The organism is Pseudomonas sp. PK-RTE-24, assembly GCF_054052265.1.
Genome location: NZ_CM133224.1, coordinates 4,765,967 through 4,782,610 on the forward strand (window position 1 = coordinate 4,765,967; position 16,644 = coordinate 4,782,610).

The window sequence follows — 16,644 nt, forward strand, 5'->3', positions numbered from 1 at the left end:
CCATGGAACGTATTCCGATTCTTCAAATGGGCGATATCTTGCTGGTGACCATTCAGGTCGACATGCATGACCAACTCGCCCTGACCCTGCAGGACGATCTGTCCGAGCGCATCAGCCGGACATCCGCCCGGGGCGTGCTGATCGACATCACGGCGCTGGACATGGTCGATTCGTTCATCGGGCGCATGATCGGCGACATTTCCGGGCTGTCGAAAATCATGGACGCCAAAACCGTGCTGGTCGGCATGCAGCCGGCAGTGGCGATCACGCTCGTTGAGCTGGGCATGACTTTGCCAGACGTGAGCACCGCCCTGAACGTCGAACGCGGGATGAAACTGCTGCGGGAACGAGTACTTGCACAATGACCGTGCGCAGTAGCGGTACGCAACCCATTCTCATTGAACAGGACGTAGTGCTGGCCCGCCAGACCACGCGCAAACTCGCCACCGAATGTGGCATGCGCCTGATCGACCTGACCAAACTGGTGACCGCTGTCAGTGAGCTGGCGCGTAACACCATGGTCTATGGCGGCGGCGGCGACATGGACTGGCAGATTCTCGAGGAAAACGGCCGGGTCGGTTTGCGCATCACCTTCCGCGACGAAGGCCCTGGCATCCCCGACATCAAACTGGCGATGACCGACGGCTGGACCTCCGGCAGCGGGTTGGGCCTTGGCCTGACTGGCGCCAAGCGCCTGGTCAATGAATTCGAACTCGACACTGAGCCCGGCAAAGGCACGCGCATTACGATCACACGATGGACATGAATATCACCGGGTCGTTGACCCAGGTTCTGCCGATCGAGGACAGCAGCCAGATCGGCCACGCGCGGCGCACCGCGCAGAAACTCGCCGAGCAGCATGGCTTCGACGAAAACGATGCCGGCCGCGTGGCGCTGGTCGCGACCGAACTGGCGAGCAACGTGCTCAAGCATGCCCAGCGTGGTGAATTTCACCTGCGTGTACTGGCTCGGCCGGATAACGGCTTCGGCATCGAAATGCAGACCGTGGATCGGGCGCAGGGCTTTGATCTGGATGCCTGTCTGGCGGATGGCTTTTCCACTGGCGGCACACAAGGCATCGGCCTCGGCGCCGTATCGCGGCAGACCAGTGTCTTCGATGTCTACGCCGACCACCGTGGCGCGGTGTTGCTGGCGCGGATCTTTGCCCGCAGCGATCGGCAGGCCGATATCCGCTTTGGGGTCAGCCAGCATTCGCTGTATGCCGATCCAGCCTGCGGCGATGTCTGGCATCTGGCGTATGAAGGCTCGCGGATCAGCGCGCTGGTGGTCGATGGCCTCGGCCATGGCGAAGACGCCGAACGTGCCGGCCTGGCCGGTGCCCGGGCATTCGCCCGGGCACCGTTTGCCGATCCTGTGGTATTGATGGAAGACCTGCATCAGGAAATGCTCGGCACGCGCGGTGGCGCCGTGGCGTTCGCGCAGTTTGACAGCCAGCGCGACGGCCTGACGTTCGCCGGTGTCGGTAACATCGGCGCCAGTCTGCTGGAGCCTGGCAAATCCCGCGGTCTGGCCTCACATCCCGGTATCGTTGGCGGCCAGTACCGTAAAGCCAAACCCTTTGACTATGCTCACGTGAACGGACATTTATTGATCATGTACAGCGACGGCCTACAGTCCCGTTGGAATCTTGCAGACTACCCCGGCCTGGTGCATCGCCATCCTGCCGTGATAGCCAGCGTCCTGCACCGCGACTTTTGCCGTGGTCGCGATGACGTGACGGTGCTGGTCGTGGCTCTGGAGGCCGCCCATGGCTGAATCGACTCACTTGAGCCACGCCGAACAGGCGGCGCTCATCGCTCAGTTGCAGCGCGAAACCACTGCCCTGCGCGAAGAACTCGATGAAACCAACCAGGGTGTTCTGGCGCTGTACGCCGAGCTCGACAATCAGGCCGAAGAACTGCGTCAGGCATCGGATCTCAAGAGCCGTTTCCTGTCGTACATGAGCCATGAATTCCGCACGCCGCTGGGCTCGATACTGAGCATCAACAGTCTGCTCGCTGACGAACTCGACGGTCCGCTCAGCCCTGAACAGCACAAGCAGGTAGCCTTCGTCAGCACCGCTGCCCGCGAGCTCAGCGACATGGTTGATGACCTGCTCGATCTGGCGAAGATCGAAGCCGGGCGCATCAGCATTTCCCCGGCCTGGTTCGACATGTTCGACCTGTTCTCCGCCCTGCGCGGGATGTTCCGGCCAATCGTCGACGCCTCGGCGGTGGATCTGATCTTCGAAGAGCCACTGGGCCTGCCGCGCCTGTATACCGATGACAAGAAGCTCGGGCAGATCCTGCGCAACTTCATTTCCAACTCACTGAAATTCACCACCCGTGGCGAAGTGCGGGTATCGGCGCGAATGGAAGGTGAAGACAAAGTGCGCTTTGCCGTCAGCGACACCGGCATCGGCATCGCGGCCGAACTGCATGACACGCTGTTCGAAGACTTCTCCCAAGTCGATTCGCCATTGCAGAAACGTCTGCGCGGCACCGGTCTGGGTCTGTCACTGTGCAAGCGTTTCGCCGCCCTGCTCGGCGGTGAAGTCGGGGTAGACAGTACGCCGGGCGTCGGCTCGACGTTCTTTGTCATCATCCCGCTGGCAATCGCTCTGGAGAACGTCGATGAATCGTGACATCCGCCTGTTGATCGTCGATGACAACGTCGCCACCCGTTACGCCCTGCGCCGGCGCCTGGAGAACCATGGCTACACGGTGCTCGAAGCCGGCACCGGCAGCGACGGACTGGCCCTGATCGAGAGCGAAGCCCTCGATGCGTTGATCCTCGACGTCAACCTGCCGGACATGAGCGGTTTCGACATCGTCCGCCTGCTGCGCGCCGACCCGGGCACCGCGCTGCTGCCAGTGATTCATGTGTCAGCGGCGTCGATCCAGACCGGCGATATCATCACTGGTCTCAACGCGGGTGCCGATGCCTATCTGATTCACCCGGTCGACCCCGATGTGCTCTTGGCGACCCTGCGTACCCTGCTGCGGGTGCGCGACACGGAAAATGCCCTGCGCGAAAGCGAGGCGCGTTTCCGCGAGATTTTTGCCAACGTCTCGGCACCGATCGCCGTGCTCGATGCCAATCTGAAAGTGCATGAATGCAACCACGCCTTTGCCCAGTTGATCGTCGACAACCGCGACGCGCAGGCGCTGCGTGAATGCTTTGCCGAAGATCAATGCTCGATCCTCGACGAACTGCGTCTGCGTCTGGTCGACGGCGAGCGCTGGAAAGGCACGCTGAACATGCGTGTGCAGGGCGAGATTCGCGAGACGCTATGGCAGATTTCGCCGTATCGCACCCCGGAACTGAGTCTGGTGTTCGTCGAGGACGTCACCGAACACCGCCATCGCGAGCGCTCGCATCTGGCGCGGCTGGATGACACCACCACGCAGCTGGCCAAGGAAGTCGCCGAACGCGTGCATGCCGAAGCGCAATTGCTGCAAGTGCAGAAAATGGATGCGCTGGGCAAGCTCACCGGCGGTATCGCCCACGACTTCAACAACCTGCTGACCGGGATCATCACCAGCCTGGAACTGATCCAGAAACGCGTGGCCGATGAGCGTCTGGACAAGGTGCAGTTCTATACCGAAGCAGCGCTGAACTCAGCCATGAGCGCGGCCTCATTGACCCATCGTCTGCTGGCATTTGCCCGCCAGCAGCCGCTCGATACACGGCCGGTGGACATCAACGAGCATGTCCGCTCGCTGGAAGAATTGCTGGTGCGCACCATAGGCGAGCGCATCACCCTCAAGCTGGAACTGACCAACAAACCGGCGATTGCGCTGGTCGACCCGGTGCAGCTGGAAAGCGCGGTGCTCAATCTGGTGATCAACGCCCGTGATGCCCTGCCCTCGGGCGGCAATATCTGGGTCAATACTTACGCCGCTTATTCCCATGGCGATCCGAATCTGGCCGATGGCGCGTACGTGGCGCTGTCGGTACGCGACGACGGCACCGGCATTGAACACAACGTGATCGACAAGGTGTTCGAACCGTTTTTCACCACCAAGCCTTTAGGCCAGGGCACCGGGCTCGGGCTGTCGACGATCTACGGTTTTGCCCGTCAGTCCGGCGGTGACGCGCACATTCGCAGCGTCGCCCGCCGTGGCACCGAAGTGACCATCATGCTGCCCGGCACCAACGACCCGACCGGGGCCGATGCGCCTGTGCCCGTGCCTGACGCGAAAGGCAGTGGCGAGCATGTGCTGATCGTCGAGGACATGGCCACGGTGCGCTTGTTCGTCACCGAAGTGCTGGAGGATGCCGGCTATCGCTGCACGCAAGCGGCGGATATCGAATCGGCGCTGGAGCGCTTGCAGAACGACCCGTCGATCGACCTGCTGCTGACCGACGTCGGCCTGCCGCGCATGAGCGGGCGGGAGTTGGCGGATGTTGCCCGTGGCTGGCACGAAGGGCTGCCGATCCTGTTCATGACCGGCTACGCCGAAACCGCGCTCAACCGCCAGGTCTTCCTCGGCACCGGCATGGACATGCTGGTCAAACCGTTCCAGATCAGCGAACTGCTCGACAAGGTCCGCCGTACGCTGGATGGCGCCTGAACTGGCGCCATCGCTGGCAAGCCAGCTCCCACAGGGGGCATCAGTGTGCGCAGATTTTCGGCAACAACTTGAATTCCTGTGGGAGCTGGCTTGCCAGCGATGGCGGCCAGCAAGGCGCTGCAGTTATCGGCTCAAAGCCCGAGCCAGAAACGGCGCAGTCTTGCTCTTCTTGCTCGCCGCAACTTTTTGCGGTGTGCCGGCGGCGACGATCCTGCCGCCCTGATCACCGGCGCCGGGGCCGATGTCGATCACCCAGTCGCTCTGCGCGACCACACGCATTTCGTGTTCGACCACAATCACCGTGTGCCCCGCTGTCACCAGCGTATCGAGTTGTTCCAACAAGCGATCGACATCTCTCGGGTGCAATCCCGTGGTCGGCTCATCCAGTACATACAAGGTCGCGCCACGCTGGCTGCGCTGCAACTCGGTGGCCAGTTTGATTCGCTGCGCCTCACCACCGGAGAGCTCCGTGGCCGGTTGTCCCAGGCGCAGATAACCCAGGCCGATATCGCGCAGCACTTCAAGCGAACGACGAATCCCCGCCTGCTCGGCAAACACGGACACCGCCTCATCGACAGTCAGTTGCAGCACCTGGGCGATGCTCAAGCCCTGCCAGAGAATCGCCAATGTCTGCGGGTTATACCGCGCTCCGTGGCAGGTCGGGCATGGCGCATACACGCTGGGCATGAACAGCAATTCCACACTGACGAACCCCTCACCCTCGCAAGTAGCGCAACGGCCCTTGGCGACGTTGAAAGAAAACTGCCCTGCGTCATAGCCCGCCGCTTGCGCTTCGGGAGTCGCGGCGAACAGCTTGCGCACGTTGTCGAACAACCCGGTGTAAGTCGCCAGATTGGAGCGCGGTGTGCGCCCGATGGGTTTCTGATCAACCTGCACCAGCCGTTTGATCGACTCCAGGCCGGCGCTGATCTGCCCGGTGCTGGGCGGCGGCGTGTCATCTTCCAGGCTCGGTTCTTCTGACTCGGCCTCGGCCACCGGACGGCCCAACTGCGCGCCGACCAGTTCGAGCAAGGCCTGACTGACCAGACTCGATTTGCCAGATCCCGATACGCCGGTCACCGAGGTGAAACAGCCCAAAGGGAATTCGGCGTTAAGATTATTCAGGTTATTGCGCGTCACGCCGTCGAGCTTCAGCCAGCCGCTCGGCTTGCGCGCGGCGCGCTCAGGGCGTTGGTTTTCGGCAAACAGATAAGCGCGGGTCTGCGAATCTGCAATATCAGCAAGTCCCGCAGGCGGACCGCTGTACAGCACGCGACCGCCCTTCTCGCCCGCCGCTGGGCCGACGTCGATCAGCCAGTCGGCACGGCGCATGGTTTCGACATCATGCTCGACTACAAACAGCGTGTTGCCGTCCGCCTTCAAGCGCTGCAACGCTTCGAACAGCGCCTCACCATCCGCCGGATGCAGACCGGCAGACGGCTCGTCCAGGACATAAATCACCCCGAACAGCTGCGAACCCAATTGCGTGGCCAGGCGCAAACGCTGCAACTCGCCCGACGACAAGGTCGGCGTACTGCGTTCCAGCGCCAGATAACCCAGGCCGAGATCGGTCAGGGTGCTGACCCGCTCCAGCAAATCCTCAGCGATGCGCTGCGCCGCCAAGCGTTTCTCCAGCGACAGATTCGGCGTGTGGCGCACGTCCGGTGCGCTGGCATGCCCGCTGGCGCCATGGGCGACCCGCTGCTGACGAGCCTCGCGGGTTTGCGCATGGCTGAGGGTGTCGCCGCTCTCCTCGGCCTGTTCCAGATAATTTGAAGCTGCTACAGGCCGCAGCACTTCGGCCACTTGCAGCAACGGCATCTGCGACAACTCGCCAATGTCGTAGCCGGCAAAGGTCACCGACAACGCCTCGCGCTTGAGCCGTTTGCCCTCGCACAATGGGCACGGGCTACCGCGCATGAACTGTGAAACACGCTTCTTCATCAGCGCACTTTGCGAGTGAGTGAAGGTGTGCAGGATGTAGCGCCGAGCGCCGGTGAAGGTGCCCTGATAACTCGGCTCCATCTTGCGCTTGAGGGCTACGCGGGTTTCCTCCGGGGTCAGCCCGGCGTACACCGGCACCGTCGGCGTCTCTTCAGTGAAGAGAATCCAGTCGCGCTGCTTTTTCGGCAGTTTTTTCCAGGGAATGTCGACATCGATGCCCATGGTCACGAGGATGTCGCGCAGGTTCTGCCCTTGCCAGGCCAACGGCCAGGACGCCACTGCACGCTGGCGGATGGTCAGGTTCGGGTCCGGCACCATCAGCGCTTCGGTGACTTCATAGACGCGACCAAGTCCATGACACTCCGGACAGGCGCCCTGCGGCGTGTTCGGTGAAAAATCCTCGGCATACAGCATAGGCTGCCCCGGCGGGTAACTCCCGGCCCGGGAATAGAGCATGCGGATCAGGCTCGACAGCGTCGTCACACTGCCCACCGAAGAACGCGCGCTTGGCGTGCCGCGCTGTTGTTGCAGAGCGACGGCAGGCGGCAGTCCTTCGATGGAATCGACATCCGGCACGCCGACCTGATCGATCAGCCGCCGCGCGTACGGCGCCACCGATTCGAAATACCGCCGCTGGGCCTCGGCATACAGCGTGGAAAACGCCAGCGACGACTTGCCCGAACCGGAGACACCGGTGAACACCACCAGCGCATCGCGCGGAATATCGACATCAACGTTCTTCAGGTTATGTTCGCGGGCGCCGCGCACACGAACCATGCCGGCGGGTGCTTTGGAATTGCGCTTGGAAATCATCGGCCTGCCTTGATTGAAAAACTGGGCAGCGCTCGGCATCAGGTGCCGAGCACCTCGCAAATCATCTGCAGTAAAGCTTGCGGGCTGTAGGGTTTGCCGAGCAGATGCGTATCGGGGCTGAGCTGGTGGTCGCGGGAAATGATGTCGCGGGTGTGACCGGAGGTGAACAGCACCGGCACCGGCGGTGTCTGCACCTTGGCCCACGCGGCCAGATCGGAACTCTTGATCAGGCCGGGCATGACCACGTCGGTGAAGATCAGATCGATCTCGATGCCTTCCAGCAACATCTGCATGGCCACGTCGCCATTGCACGCGGTCATCACCCGATAGCCTTCTTCGCGCAGCAACTCCACCGCCGAAGCGCGCACCGCGTCATTGTCTTCCACCACCAGAATGGTTTCGTGGCCGCCGCTCTTGCGCTCGCCGACACTGGCGGTCTCTTCACGAACCGGACGCAGACTGCGCGGGAAATACAACTGCACCCGCGTGCCTTCGCCGAGCTTGCTGTCGATCTCGACGTGGCCGCCACTCTGTTTGACGAAGCCAAAGACCATGCTCAAACCGAGCCCGGTGCCCTGGCCGTCGGCCTTGGTGGTGAAAAACGGTTCGAAAACCTGTTCCAGCATTTGTGGGGCAATGCCCACGCCGGTGTCGGTGACCGCCACGCGCACATACTCACCGGACGCGATGCCCTTGCCGACGCAGTATTCGCTGTCCAGACAGACATTGGCGGCGCTGAGGCCGATAACGCCCTCGCCTTTCATCGCGTCGCGGGCGTTGATGGCCAGATTGAGAATCGCGTTTTCCAGTTGGTTGCGATCGACGTTGATGTGCCAGGGCTGCGGCGGCAGTTGCACGTCGATCTGAATGGTTTCGCCCAATGCACGTTGGAGTAATTCGCCCACGCCTTCGAAAATTTGCTCTGGATTGCACACGGCCGGTGACAGCGGTTGCCGCCGGGCAAAGGCCAGCAGTTGCGAAGACAGTTTGGCACCGCGTTCGACCGCCGCCAGCGAAGCCACGACCCGGCGTTGTACGTTGGCATTGTTGGGCTCATGCCGGGCGAGCAGATGCAGGTTGCCAGCGATGACTTGCAGCAGATTGTTGAAGTCGTGGGCAACGCCACCGGTCAGGCCGCCGATGGCTTCGAGCTTCTGCGATTGGCGAAGTTGTTCCTCGGCTGCCAGCCGCGCATTCACTTCGGCGGCCACGCGCTGTTCGAGATTACGGGTGAATTTGAGCAGTGATTCTTCGGCGTTTTTGCGCTCATGGATGTCGATCAGCACACCGGGAAAGCGAAACGGCTTGCCTTGCTCATCGAACTCGCAGGCACCACTGGCCAACACCCACAGGTACTGGCCGTCGGCCCGCTGCACGCGGTATTCAGCGTTGTACGGCTCGCCAGTGCGCACGCTATGGGCAACTCGCTCCTGCACCCACCGATGATCTTCGGGATGGATGCGCGATTCGGCGATGTCTTGTTGCAGATCGCTCAGGTCCTGATCCGGCGGGTAGGAAAAGGTGCGGGCGAAACGTTCGTCAGCAGAGAAGCGATTGTTCTTGATGTCCCAGACAAACGAGCCCAGCAGTGCGCCGGCATTCAGCGCCAGACGCACGCGCTCGTTGTCGGCGCGATAGGCATCTTCGGCCGCCTGACGCAGGCGCTCGGAATGCACCAGTTCGGTGGTTTCGACCACCATCGCCATGACGCCGCCGGGCACGCCTTCGTCGTTGGCCACCGGGCTGTAATACAAGTCCATCCAGACGTCTTCGGGCACGCCGTCGCGCAGCAATACCAGCTCTTTGTTGCGATAGGACAAGGTGCCGCCGGCCAGGCAAGTGTCAACGACGTGGCGGTTGAATTCGGCGACTTCCGGCCAGCCCAGCTCTACCGGCACGCCAAGCAGATAGGGATGGCGGCCACCGGCGAATTCGGAGTAGGCGTCGTTGTAGATCATGTAGCCGGCATGGCCCCAGAGCATCACCATCGGCAGCGGCGAAGCCAGCATCAGCTGCACGGTGTTACACAGGCTGGCCGGCCAGTCGGCGAGCGGACCCAGTTCGGTGAGGCTCCAGTCGAATGCACGGATGCGTCCGGCCATTTCGCCTTTCCAGCCCTCACAGCCGTGGCTTTCGGATAAAAACTGCATCGCCTGACTCAGTGTCCTTTTTTGCGGTTTTCCGATCTATCGCAACGCTACAACGACGCGACGCCCGTGTGTTTCGAGGCCCTGAAAACGCATTGGTTTCATTGGAGGTATAGCCGATATGCGACACAGGGCCATTCAGACGCCAATCAAGTGTTTGAGTGGGTGATAGCCGGTTTTCATTTTTGCAGCAACGTCGAGAATCGCCTTCTCGATTCCGTTGAGGTGCGTGCAGGTCAGCTCGATCGCGGCGCTCTGATTACCGGCCTCGATGTACTCAAGCAAACGCAGGTGTTCATCGTCGCGGCAGGCTTGATGACTGTCGTCATCGAGCGCGGCGGCATACAGCGAAGCGCGCGAGATCAGCTTCTGGAACCAGTCGAGCAGCACCGGATTGTTCAGGCTGCGCGCCAGTTTGAGGTGGAATTCGCCGAGCAGATGGATCAGCCGTTCATGGTCGCCGGCCGCATGGGCGGCATCCTCCAGCAACAAGTGCTCACGCAGATCCTGCATCGCAACGGTGTCTTTGCGCCGGCACAGTTCGGTGACGATGCCGATTTCGATCAACCGCCGGGTTTCGAACAGCGAACGCAGCTCTGCGTCACTGGGCAGCGACACCGATGCACCTTTGTTGGGCTCAGTGGTGACCAGACCATCGGCTTCCAATTGCTTGAGCGCAGCACGCACCGACGTGCGGCTGACATTGAACAACTCGGCCAGCGAGGCCTCACCCAGCTTCATGCCTGGGCGCAACGAACGCTTGCTGATCGCCGCGTAAACCCCTTGGTAGACGCGGTCGACCGTGGTTTCCAGTTTCTTTTCGCTCATTCGAACACTCCTTTGGCGTCGGGCAATTCATCCTGGCAGTGGCTGGCCATGGAGTTGATCGGGTTCCCGTACCGGTGTGAAGCGCAGAATATCTGCCTTCGGCCCAAAGGTGCAGCCTTTTGATTTATCTCGATTTTGGATAAACAGCCAAAACCTGTGGGAGCGAGCCTGCTCGCGAAGGCGGCGGCACGTTTGACATCGTCATTGCCTGACAGTCCGCTTTCGCGAGCAGGCTCGCTCCCACACTGATACGGGGTAAATCCACCATCTTCATCGCAACCAAATTCCCTGTGGGAGTGAGCTTGCTCGCGAAGGCGGCGGCACAGTCAACATCGTCATTGCCTCAGACTGCGCTTTCGCGAGCAGGCTCGTTCCCACACTCATACGGGGTAAATCCACCATCTTCATCGCAACCAAATTCCCTGTGGGAGCGAGCCTGCTCGCGAAGGCGGCGGCACAGTCAACATCGTCATTGCCTCAGACTGCGCTTTCGCGAGCAGGCTCGTTCCCACAAAGGTCAGTGGAAATCCCGGCTCTGCACGTGAATGCCGTTGAGCAGCGGGCTAAGGTCGCTCATGCGCCCGGCGATCAGGTGGCGCACATCGCCTTCGCGCTCCCAGCGGCCGTCGACCTTGAGCAATTGCGAACCCACCAGCACTTGGCGCTGACGCTCGGCCAGGTCACGCCAGACCACTACGTTGACGTTGCCGAACTCGTCTTCCAGGGTCACGAACGTTACCCCACTGGCCGTACCTGGGCGCTGTCGGCCGGTGACCAGACCGGCCACGCTGACCGGCCGGCCATGTTCAATATCCATCAATTCCCGCGAGCTGCGGCAGCGCCGGGCCTGCAACTCGCCACGCAGCAATGCCAACGGGTGCGGCCCCAGCGTCGTCCCCACCGTGGCGTAATCAGCATGCAGGTCTTCGCCAACGCTGGGTTTGGGCAGGACGATTTTGACTTCTTCTTCGTTGGGCAGGCCGGCGAACAGGCCGAGCTGTTTCTGCACCCCGGCCACTTCCCAACGCGCACGATGACGGTGCCCGGCCAGACCGCGCAAAGCGCCGGAGTCTGCCAGCAAGGCCTGCGCACGACTGTCGAGGGCGGCGCGCTCACCCAGGTCAGCGACATCGGCAAACGCCCCGTGTCGGCGCGCGGCTTCGATGCGCCGTGCGTCCTCTTCGCGAAAACCCTTGATCATGCGCAGGCCCATGCGAATCGCCGGTTGCCCGGCACTCAGCGGCTCGAGGCTGCAATCCCAGTCGCTGGCGCGCACGTCAACCGGACGGATCTGCAATTGGTGCCGCCGCGCGTCCTGCAGAATCTGGTCCGGACTGTAAAAGCCCATCGGCCAACTGTTGATCAATGCACAGGCGAACGCCGCCGGCTCGTGGCATTTCAGCCAGCAACTGGCGTAGGTCAGCAAGGCGAAACTGGCGGCGTGGGATTCGGGGAAGCCATAACTGCCGAAGCCTTTGATCTGCTCGAAGATCTGCGCGGCGAATTCCGGGGTGTAGCCGTTCTTTTTCATACCGGCGGCGAGACGTTCCTTGTGCGGCTCCAGTCCGCCATGGCGCTTCCACGCGGCCATGGAACGACGCAGTTGATCGGCCTCGCCGGGGCTGTAGTCGGCAGCGACGATGGCGATCTGCATGACCTGCTCCTGAAACAGCGGCACGCCCAGGGTTCTTTTGAGTACGACCTCGAGCGCTGGCGACGGATAGGTTTCCGCCTCTTCCTTGTTACGTCGGCGCAGATAGGGATGAACCATGCCGCCCTGAATCGGCCCCGGGCGGACGATCGCCACTTCAATCACCAGATCGTAGAACGTCTGCGGTTTCAGGCGCGGCAGCATCGACATCTGCGCCCGCGACTCGATCTGAAACACACCGACGGTATCGGCGCGGCTGATCATTGCGTAGGTCGGTTTGTCTTCGGCGGGGATCGTCGCGAGCGTCAGGTTCAGATCACGATGCCGGCGCAGCAGATCGAAGCAGCGGCGAATCGCACTGAGCATACCCAAGGCGAGAATATCCACCTTGAGCAGGCCGACCGCATCGAGGTCGTCCTTGTCCCATTGGATGATGGTGCGGTCGGCCATTGCCGCGTTTTCTACCGGCACCAAGGTGTCCAGCGGTTGCTCGGAAATCACGAAACCGCCGGGATGCTGCGACAGGTGCCGGGGGAAGCCGATCAGTTGCCCGGTCAGGCTCAGCACCCGGCGCAGCACCGGACTGTCCGGGTCGAAGCCGCCTTCACGCAAACGTTCCAGCGGCGGCGTTTCATCGCTCCAGCGCCCGCAGCAATCGGCCAGCGCGTTGATCTGATCCGGTGGCAGGCCGAGGGCCTTGGCCACATCACGCACGGCACCGGTGGCGTGATAGGTGCTGACCACCGCAGTCAGCGCCGCACGCCGCCGGCCATAACGGTTGAACACGTATTGCAGGACTTCCTCGCGGCGCTCGTGCTCGAAATCGACATCGATGTCCGGCGGCTCGTTGCGCTCTTTGGACATGAAGCGTTCGAACAGCAGCGTAGTACGATCCGGATCGATCTCGGTGATGCCCAGGGCAAAACACACCGCCGAGTTGGCGGCCGAACCACGGCCCTGACAGAGGATGTTCTGCGTGCGGGCAAAGCGCACCACGTCGTGCACGGTGAGGAAGTAGCTTTCGTAGCCGAGTTCAGCGATCAATTGCAGCTCGTCATCGATCTGCTTGAGCACCTTGGCCTGAGGCCCTTTCGGCCAGCGCCAGGCAATGCCCTCCTCGGTCAGATGACGCAACCAGGAACTGGCATTGTGGCCCTTGGGCACCAGCTCTTTCGGATATTGATAGCGCAGCTCGCTCAGATCGAAGGTGCAGCGCTGGGCCAGGTTGACCGATTCCTCGAGCAAGGCCGGCGGATACAATTCGCGCAGCACATCAAGGCAACGCAAATGCCGCTCGCCATTGGGATGCAGGCGCAGACCCGCTTCGGCCACGGGGACGTGATGACGGATCGCGGTCATGGTGTCCTGCAAGGCACGGCGCCCCCGGGCATGCATGTGCACATCGCCGCTGGCCACGGCTGGAGTCTGCAGCTCAGCCGCCAGAGCCAACAATGCCGCGAGCCGCTGCTGATCGTTCTGCCCGCGATGCAGTTGCACCGTGAGCCACAGGCGGTCGCCGAAGGTTTGTTTCAGCCAGCGCCCTTCTTCCCGGTCATCCACTGAATCCGGCACCCACAACACCAGCAAACCCGGCAGTGCTTCGTCGAAGTCTTCGCGCAGCAGCTGATACTGGCCTTTCTGCGTACGCCGCCGGGCCTGGGTGATCAAGCCGCACAGGGCCTGATAACCAGCAAGGTTTTCCACCAGCAGTACCAGTTTCGGGCCGTTGTCGATGCGCACCTCGCTGCCGATGATCAGCGGCAACTCCACGGACTTCGCCGCTTGCCATGCACGAACGATCCCGGCGAGGGTGCACTCGTCGGTGATCGCCAGTGCCTGATAGCCGTGCTTTTTCGCCCGCTGAAACAGCTCCAGCGCGCTGGAGGCACCGCGCTGGAAACTGAAATTCGACAGGCAATGCAGTTCGGCGTAATCGGCACTCATGCGAACCAGCCTTGCAGCCACAGCGGGCCGCCCTCACCCACAGCGCGCCAGGCCCAGCCCTGCTGACCGGCGCGGTTCTGGATCAGGTAGTAATCACGCCGCACGTCGCCACCGTCCCACCAACCGGATTCGATGCGCTCCGGCCCCATGAGAATCCGCGCCGAACCTTCCGGCACGCTCTGCGGTTCGTTGAGCAGCCAGCCCGGGCGCTGGACGCTGGGCAAACCTGTGCAAGGCTGTTTGTCGACGCCATTCTGCCACGCGCACTCGGGGCGATAATCGGCCTGAAAGCGCAAGCCCTGCACCGCGTCATCACCCAGCCGTGCGCGCAGACGTTCGCGCAATTGCTCCCAGGGCAAGGTCTGCTGCGGGCGGTCGTCGAACAGTTCCTGATACTGCGGAACGAAACTCGGCAGGTCTTCGGCGCGCAAGCGAAAACCACGCACCGGCGCCTCGACCTGGACTTGCTCCAGCCGGCCACGGGCCAGTTCAAACAGCATCGCCGCGTCACGCTCCGCGCTGAGCAGGCCGACCTTGATCACTGTGTCCGGCAGCCCTGCGTGTTCCAGATGCAGGTCAAAACGCTGCACGCCACTGTCGCGCCCACAGAGGAACGCCGACAGGTCGCCGGTCAAGCGCCGTAACGGGAACAGCAATGCCTGATGGGATTGCACGTCGAAATTCAGTTCGATGCGGATATCGAAACGGTCTGGCGGCAGATAGAACGCCAGCGCCAGCGGGCGTGCGCCGAACAGCGTGTCGAGGTGCTTGAGCATCTGCGCTTCGAAGCGCCGGGCCAGTGCCTGGCGTGGCAGGCTTTGCACCTGACTGAGATTGCGCAGGCCCATGCGCGACAACGCCGTGGCGACATTCGGCTCCAGCCCCACACGATCAACAGGCAATTGCCCGAGATGATGCTGCAAGGCTTCGCTGTCCGGCACCACCAGGCCATCGTAGGCATTGGCCAGCACTCGCGCCGCCACCGGGTTCGGCGCGGCGACGATGCGATGGCGAAAGCCCAGATCTTTCAATTCCTGGCGCAGGCGAGCTTCAAATTGCGGCCAGGTACCGAACAGGCCGAGGCTGGATTCGATCTCGAACACCACGGTACGCGGGTAATGCACGCTGACCTGCGCGCTGAAGCGATAGGCCCACGCGGCGAGAAACTGCTGCCAGCGCTCGACCTCGGCCACCTCGTAATCGGCGGTGGCAAAGCCTTTGCTCATTGCTTGCGCGGCGGTCATCGACATGCCGGGGCGCAGGCCGAGTTTGCGCGCCGCCGGATTTACCGCTTGCAGCACTCGGCGTTGGGCCGGACCGCTGAGCAGCACCAGCGGCTCTTCAGGGTCGGGGCGCTGACGCAGCACAGCGTCGAGGGCCAGTTGCGGAAAGAGAATACATACCCAGCGCATGACGATCAGTGCCCCACGGCAAAGGCAATCGGCGCCGCACGCGCCAGCCCGCCACGGCATTTGAGTACGCGGAGTTGCGCCGGTTTGGCATCGATGGCTATGCGCAACGCTGCCGGTGACGGGTTGACCGCCTCGCTCAACGGGCGCCAGGCAAAGGCCAGGGTCTGGCCGGTTTCCGCCGCTACCTGCAAACGCCGCAAAGCCCGGTCGTCGGCCTTGTTCGGCCAGCACAGCACCGCGCCGCAACTGCCCGAGCGCAGACACTGCTCCGCCGCCCACAAGGCATCGCGTTCGCTGGCCTGAATCACCGACAACTGACGCAAATCGACCCCGGCATTGGCCCAGGCCTGCGGGTACGGCACGAACGGCGGCGCCACCAGCACGATGCGCTCACCGGCCGCGGACAATCGCGCCAGGGTTGGCCAGACCAGTTGCAGCTCGCCGACACCAGGGCCGGCGAGAAGGATTTCGCTCAGCGCCGCTTCCGGCCAGCCGCCGCTGGGCAGAGCTGCGTCCAGTCCCGCATGCCCGGTCGGCTGCGGACTCGCCGCCGGTGGCGCAGGCCTGCCGCGCCAGACCTGGCCGCCATTGAACAGCGTATCCAACGCAACGACGGCGCCCATCAGCCTTGCCTCACCAGACCACAGAACACGCCTTCAATGGCCAGATCCTGATCATCACGCACGACAATCGGCTTGTACGCCGGGTTGCGCGGCAGCAGGCGCACTTCATCCCCGACCCGTTCGAAGCGTTTGATGGTGACTTCACCGTCCAGACGCGCAACGACGATCTGGCCGTTCAGCGCCTCGGGATTGCGCCGCACACCGACCAGATCGCCATCGAGAATGCCGTCTTCGATCATCGAGTCGCCCTGCACCCGCAGCATGTAATCCGGGGTGCGGGAGAACAGCGCCGGGTCGAGCAGCAAACGGTTATGGATATCGGCATCGGCGCCAATCGGCGCGCCGGCGGCCACACGACCGAGTACGGGGATCTCCAGCAGCTCCGGACGCGATGGCTGGCCGAGCAAACGAATGCCCCTGGCCTGATGCGGGTTGACCTCGATGAAACCGGCTTCCGTGAGCGCCAGCACATGCTTGCGCGCCACGCTGCGCGAGGCAAAACCAAAAGCCTCGCTGATTTCAGCGAGGCTTGGGGGCTGACCGTGCTCGGCGATGCGATCGCGGATAAAGGTCAGAATGGCGGTACGGCGGGGAGTCAGATTGGTCATGGAGTACATTTGTACTCCTGTGGGAAATGCCTGACAAGAACCGCCAGTCGGCGCATGCCGACGCAGGGAGCTGCCGAAGGCTGCGATCTGATCGTTC

General features: G+C 62.5%; 12 protein-coding genes. 5 read left to right on the forward strand and 7 right to left on the reverse strand.

Annotated features, from left to right (window positions below; translation table 11 throughout):
• Nucleotides 1-2 precede the first annotated feature (2 nt).
• From ACV8MC_RS21310 to ACV8MC_RS21330, 5 genes are read left to right on the forward strand one after another with little or no spacing between them, the layout of a single operon-like run.
• On the forward strand, nt 3-365 hold the full coding sequence (locus ACV8MC_RS21310; protein ID WP_056785183.1) for an STAS domain-containing protein: 363 nt from the start codon (nt 3-5) through the stop codon (nt 363-365).
• Nucleotides 362-766, forward strand: a complete 405-nt coding sequence (locus ACV8MC_RS21315; RefSeq protein WP_016774465.1) for an anti-sigma regulatory factor — start codon at nt 362-364, stop codon at nt 764-766. The genes ACV8MC_RS21310 and ACV8MC_RS21315 overlap by 4 nt, the downstream gene beginning before the upstream one ends.
• Nucleotides 763-1,776 carry an ATP-binding protein gene (locus ACV8MC_RS21320; RefSeq protein WP_315435837.1) on the forward strand — a complete coding sequence of 338 codons (1,014 nt, stop codon included), beginning with the start codon at nt 763-765 and terminating at the stop codon, nt 1,774-1,776. The genes ACV8MC_RS21315 and ACV8MC_RS21320 overlap by 4 nt, the downstream gene beginning before the upstream one ends.
• Nucleotides 1,769-2,644 carry a sensor histidine kinase gene (locus tag ACV8MC_RS21325; RefSeq protein WP_041478682.1) on the forward strand — a complete coding sequence of 292 codons (876 nt, stop codon included), beginning with the start codon at nt 1,769-1,771 and terminating at the stop codon, nt 2,642-2,644. The genes ACV8MC_RS21320 and ACV8MC_RS21325 overlap by 8 nt, the downstream gene beginning before the upstream one ends.
• Complete coding sequence (locus tag ACV8MC_RS21330; protein WP_457263364.1) at nt 2,634-4,577, forward strand: response regulator; 1,944 nt, start codon at nt 2,634-2,636, stop codon at nt 4,575-4,577. Before ACV8MC_RS21325 ends, ACV8MC_RS21330 begins: the two co-directional genes overlap by 11 nt.
• 123 nt (nt 4,578-4,700) lie before the next feature.
• Here the strand turns inward: ACV8MC_RS21330 and ACV8MC_RS21335 are convergent, their stop codons facing one another.
• The 7 genes from ACV8MC_RS21335 to lexA all read right to left on the reverse strand — a co-directional run bounded on the left by ACV8MC_RS21335 (nt 4,701) and on the right by lexA (nt 16,556).
• Complete coding sequence (locus tag ACV8MC_RS21335) at nt 4,701-7,334, reverse strand: excinuclease ABC subunit UvrA (protein WP_236169006.1); 2,634 nt, start codon at nt 7,332-7,334, stop codon at nt 4,701-4,703.
• A gap of 38 nt (nt 7,335-7,372) precedes the next feature.
• Nucleotides 7,373-9,484 carry an ATP-binding protein gene (locus ACV8MC_RS21340; protein ID WP_252869333.1) on the reverse strand — a complete coding sequence of 704 codons (2,112 nt, stop codon included), beginning with the start codon at nt 9,482-9,484 and terminating at the stop codon, nt 7,373-7,375.
• Nucleotides 9,485-9,619: 135 nt separating this feature from the next.
• Nucleotides 9,620-10,309: a GntR family transcriptional regulator gene (locus ACV8MC_RS21345; protein WP_076563214.1), complete on the reverse strand. Its 690-nt coding sequence runs from the start codon at nt 10,307-10,309 to the stop codon at nt 9,620-9,622.
• 517 nt (nt 10,310-10,826) lie between these two features.
• Nucleotides 10,827-13,904 carry an error-prone DNA polymerase gene (locus ACV8MC_RS21350; RefSeq protein WP_252869332.1) on the reverse strand — a complete coding sequence of 1,026 codons (3,078 nt, stop codon included), beginning with the start codon at nt 13,902-13,904 and terminating at the stop codon, nt 10,827-10,829.
• A complete protein-coding gene (locus ACV8MC_RS21355) occupies nt 13,901-15,316 on the reverse strand; it encodes a Y-family DNA polymerase (protein ID WP_252869331.1) in 1,416 nt (471 codons plus the stop codon). Before ACV8MC_RS21355 ends, ACV8MC_RS21350 begins: the two co-directional genes overlap by 4 nt.
• Nucleotides 15,317-15,321: 5 nt before the next feature.
• Entirely contained in the window at nt 15,322-15,939 is a 618-nt protein-coding gene (gene imuA, locus ACV8MC_RS21360) for a translesion DNA synthesis-associated protein ImuA (RefSeq protein ID WP_041478676.1), read from the reverse strand.
• Nucleotides 15,939-16,556, reverse strand: a complete 618-nt coding sequence (gene lexA / locus ACV8MC_RS21365) for a transcriptional repressor LexA (RefSeq protein ID WP_041478675.1) — start codon at nt 16,554-16,556, stop codon at nt 15,939-15,941. Before lexA ends, imuA begins: the two co-directional genes overlap by 1 nt.
• Nucleotides 16,557-16,644: the final 88 nt, after the last annotated feature.

Bases quoted from the DNA above. Each gene is read 5' to 3' on its own strand.
- ACV8MC_RS21310 (WP_056785183.1), top strand. From the start codon at position 3: ATGGAACGTATTCCGATTCTTCAAATGGGCGATATCTTGCTGGTGACC.
- ACV8MC_RS21315 (WP_016774465.1), top strand. From the start codon at position 362: ATGACCGTGCGCAGTAGCGGTACGCAACCCATTCTCATTGAACAGGAC.
- ACV8MC_RS21320 (WP_315435837.1), top strand. From the start codon at position 763: ATGAATATCACCGGGTCGTTGACCCAGGTTCTGCCGATCGAGGACAGC.
- ACV8MC_RS21325 (WP_041478682.1), top strand. From the start codon at position 1,769: ATGGCTGAATCGACTCACTTGAGCCACGCCGAACAGGCGGCGCTCATC.
- ACV8MC_RS21330 (WP_457263364.1), top strand. From the start codon at position 2,634: ATGAATCGTGACATCCGCCTGTTGATCGTCGATGACAACGTCGCCACC.
- ACV8MC_RS21335 (WP_236169006.1), bottom strand. From the start codon at position 7,334: ATGATTTCCAAGCGCAATTCCAAAGCACCCGCCGGCATGGTTCGTGTG.
- ACV8MC_RS21340 (WP_252869333.1), bottom strand. From the start codon at position 9,484: ATGCAGTTTTTATCCGAAAGCCACGGCTGTGAGGGCTGGAAAGGCGAA.
- ACV8MC_RS21345 (WP_076563214.1), bottom strand. From the start codon at position 10,309: ATGAGCGAAAAGAAACTGGAAACCACGGTCGACCGCGTCTACCAAGGG.
- ACV8MC_RS21350 (WP_252869332.1), bottom strand. From the start codon at position 13,904: ATGAGTGCCGATTACGCCGAACTGCATTGCCTGTCGAATTTCAGTTTC.
- ACV8MC_RS21355 (WP_252869331.1), bottom strand. From the start codon at position 15,316: ATGCGCTGGGTATGTATTCTCTTTCCGCAACTGGCCCTCGACGCTGTG.
- imuA (WP_041478676.1), bottom strand. From the start codon at position 15,939: ATGGGCGCCGTCGTTGCGTTGGATACGCTGTTCAATGGCGGCCAGGTC.
- lexA (WP_041478675.1), bottom strand. From the start codon at position 16,556: ATGTACTCCATGACCAATCTGACTCCCCGCCGTACCGCCATTCTGACC.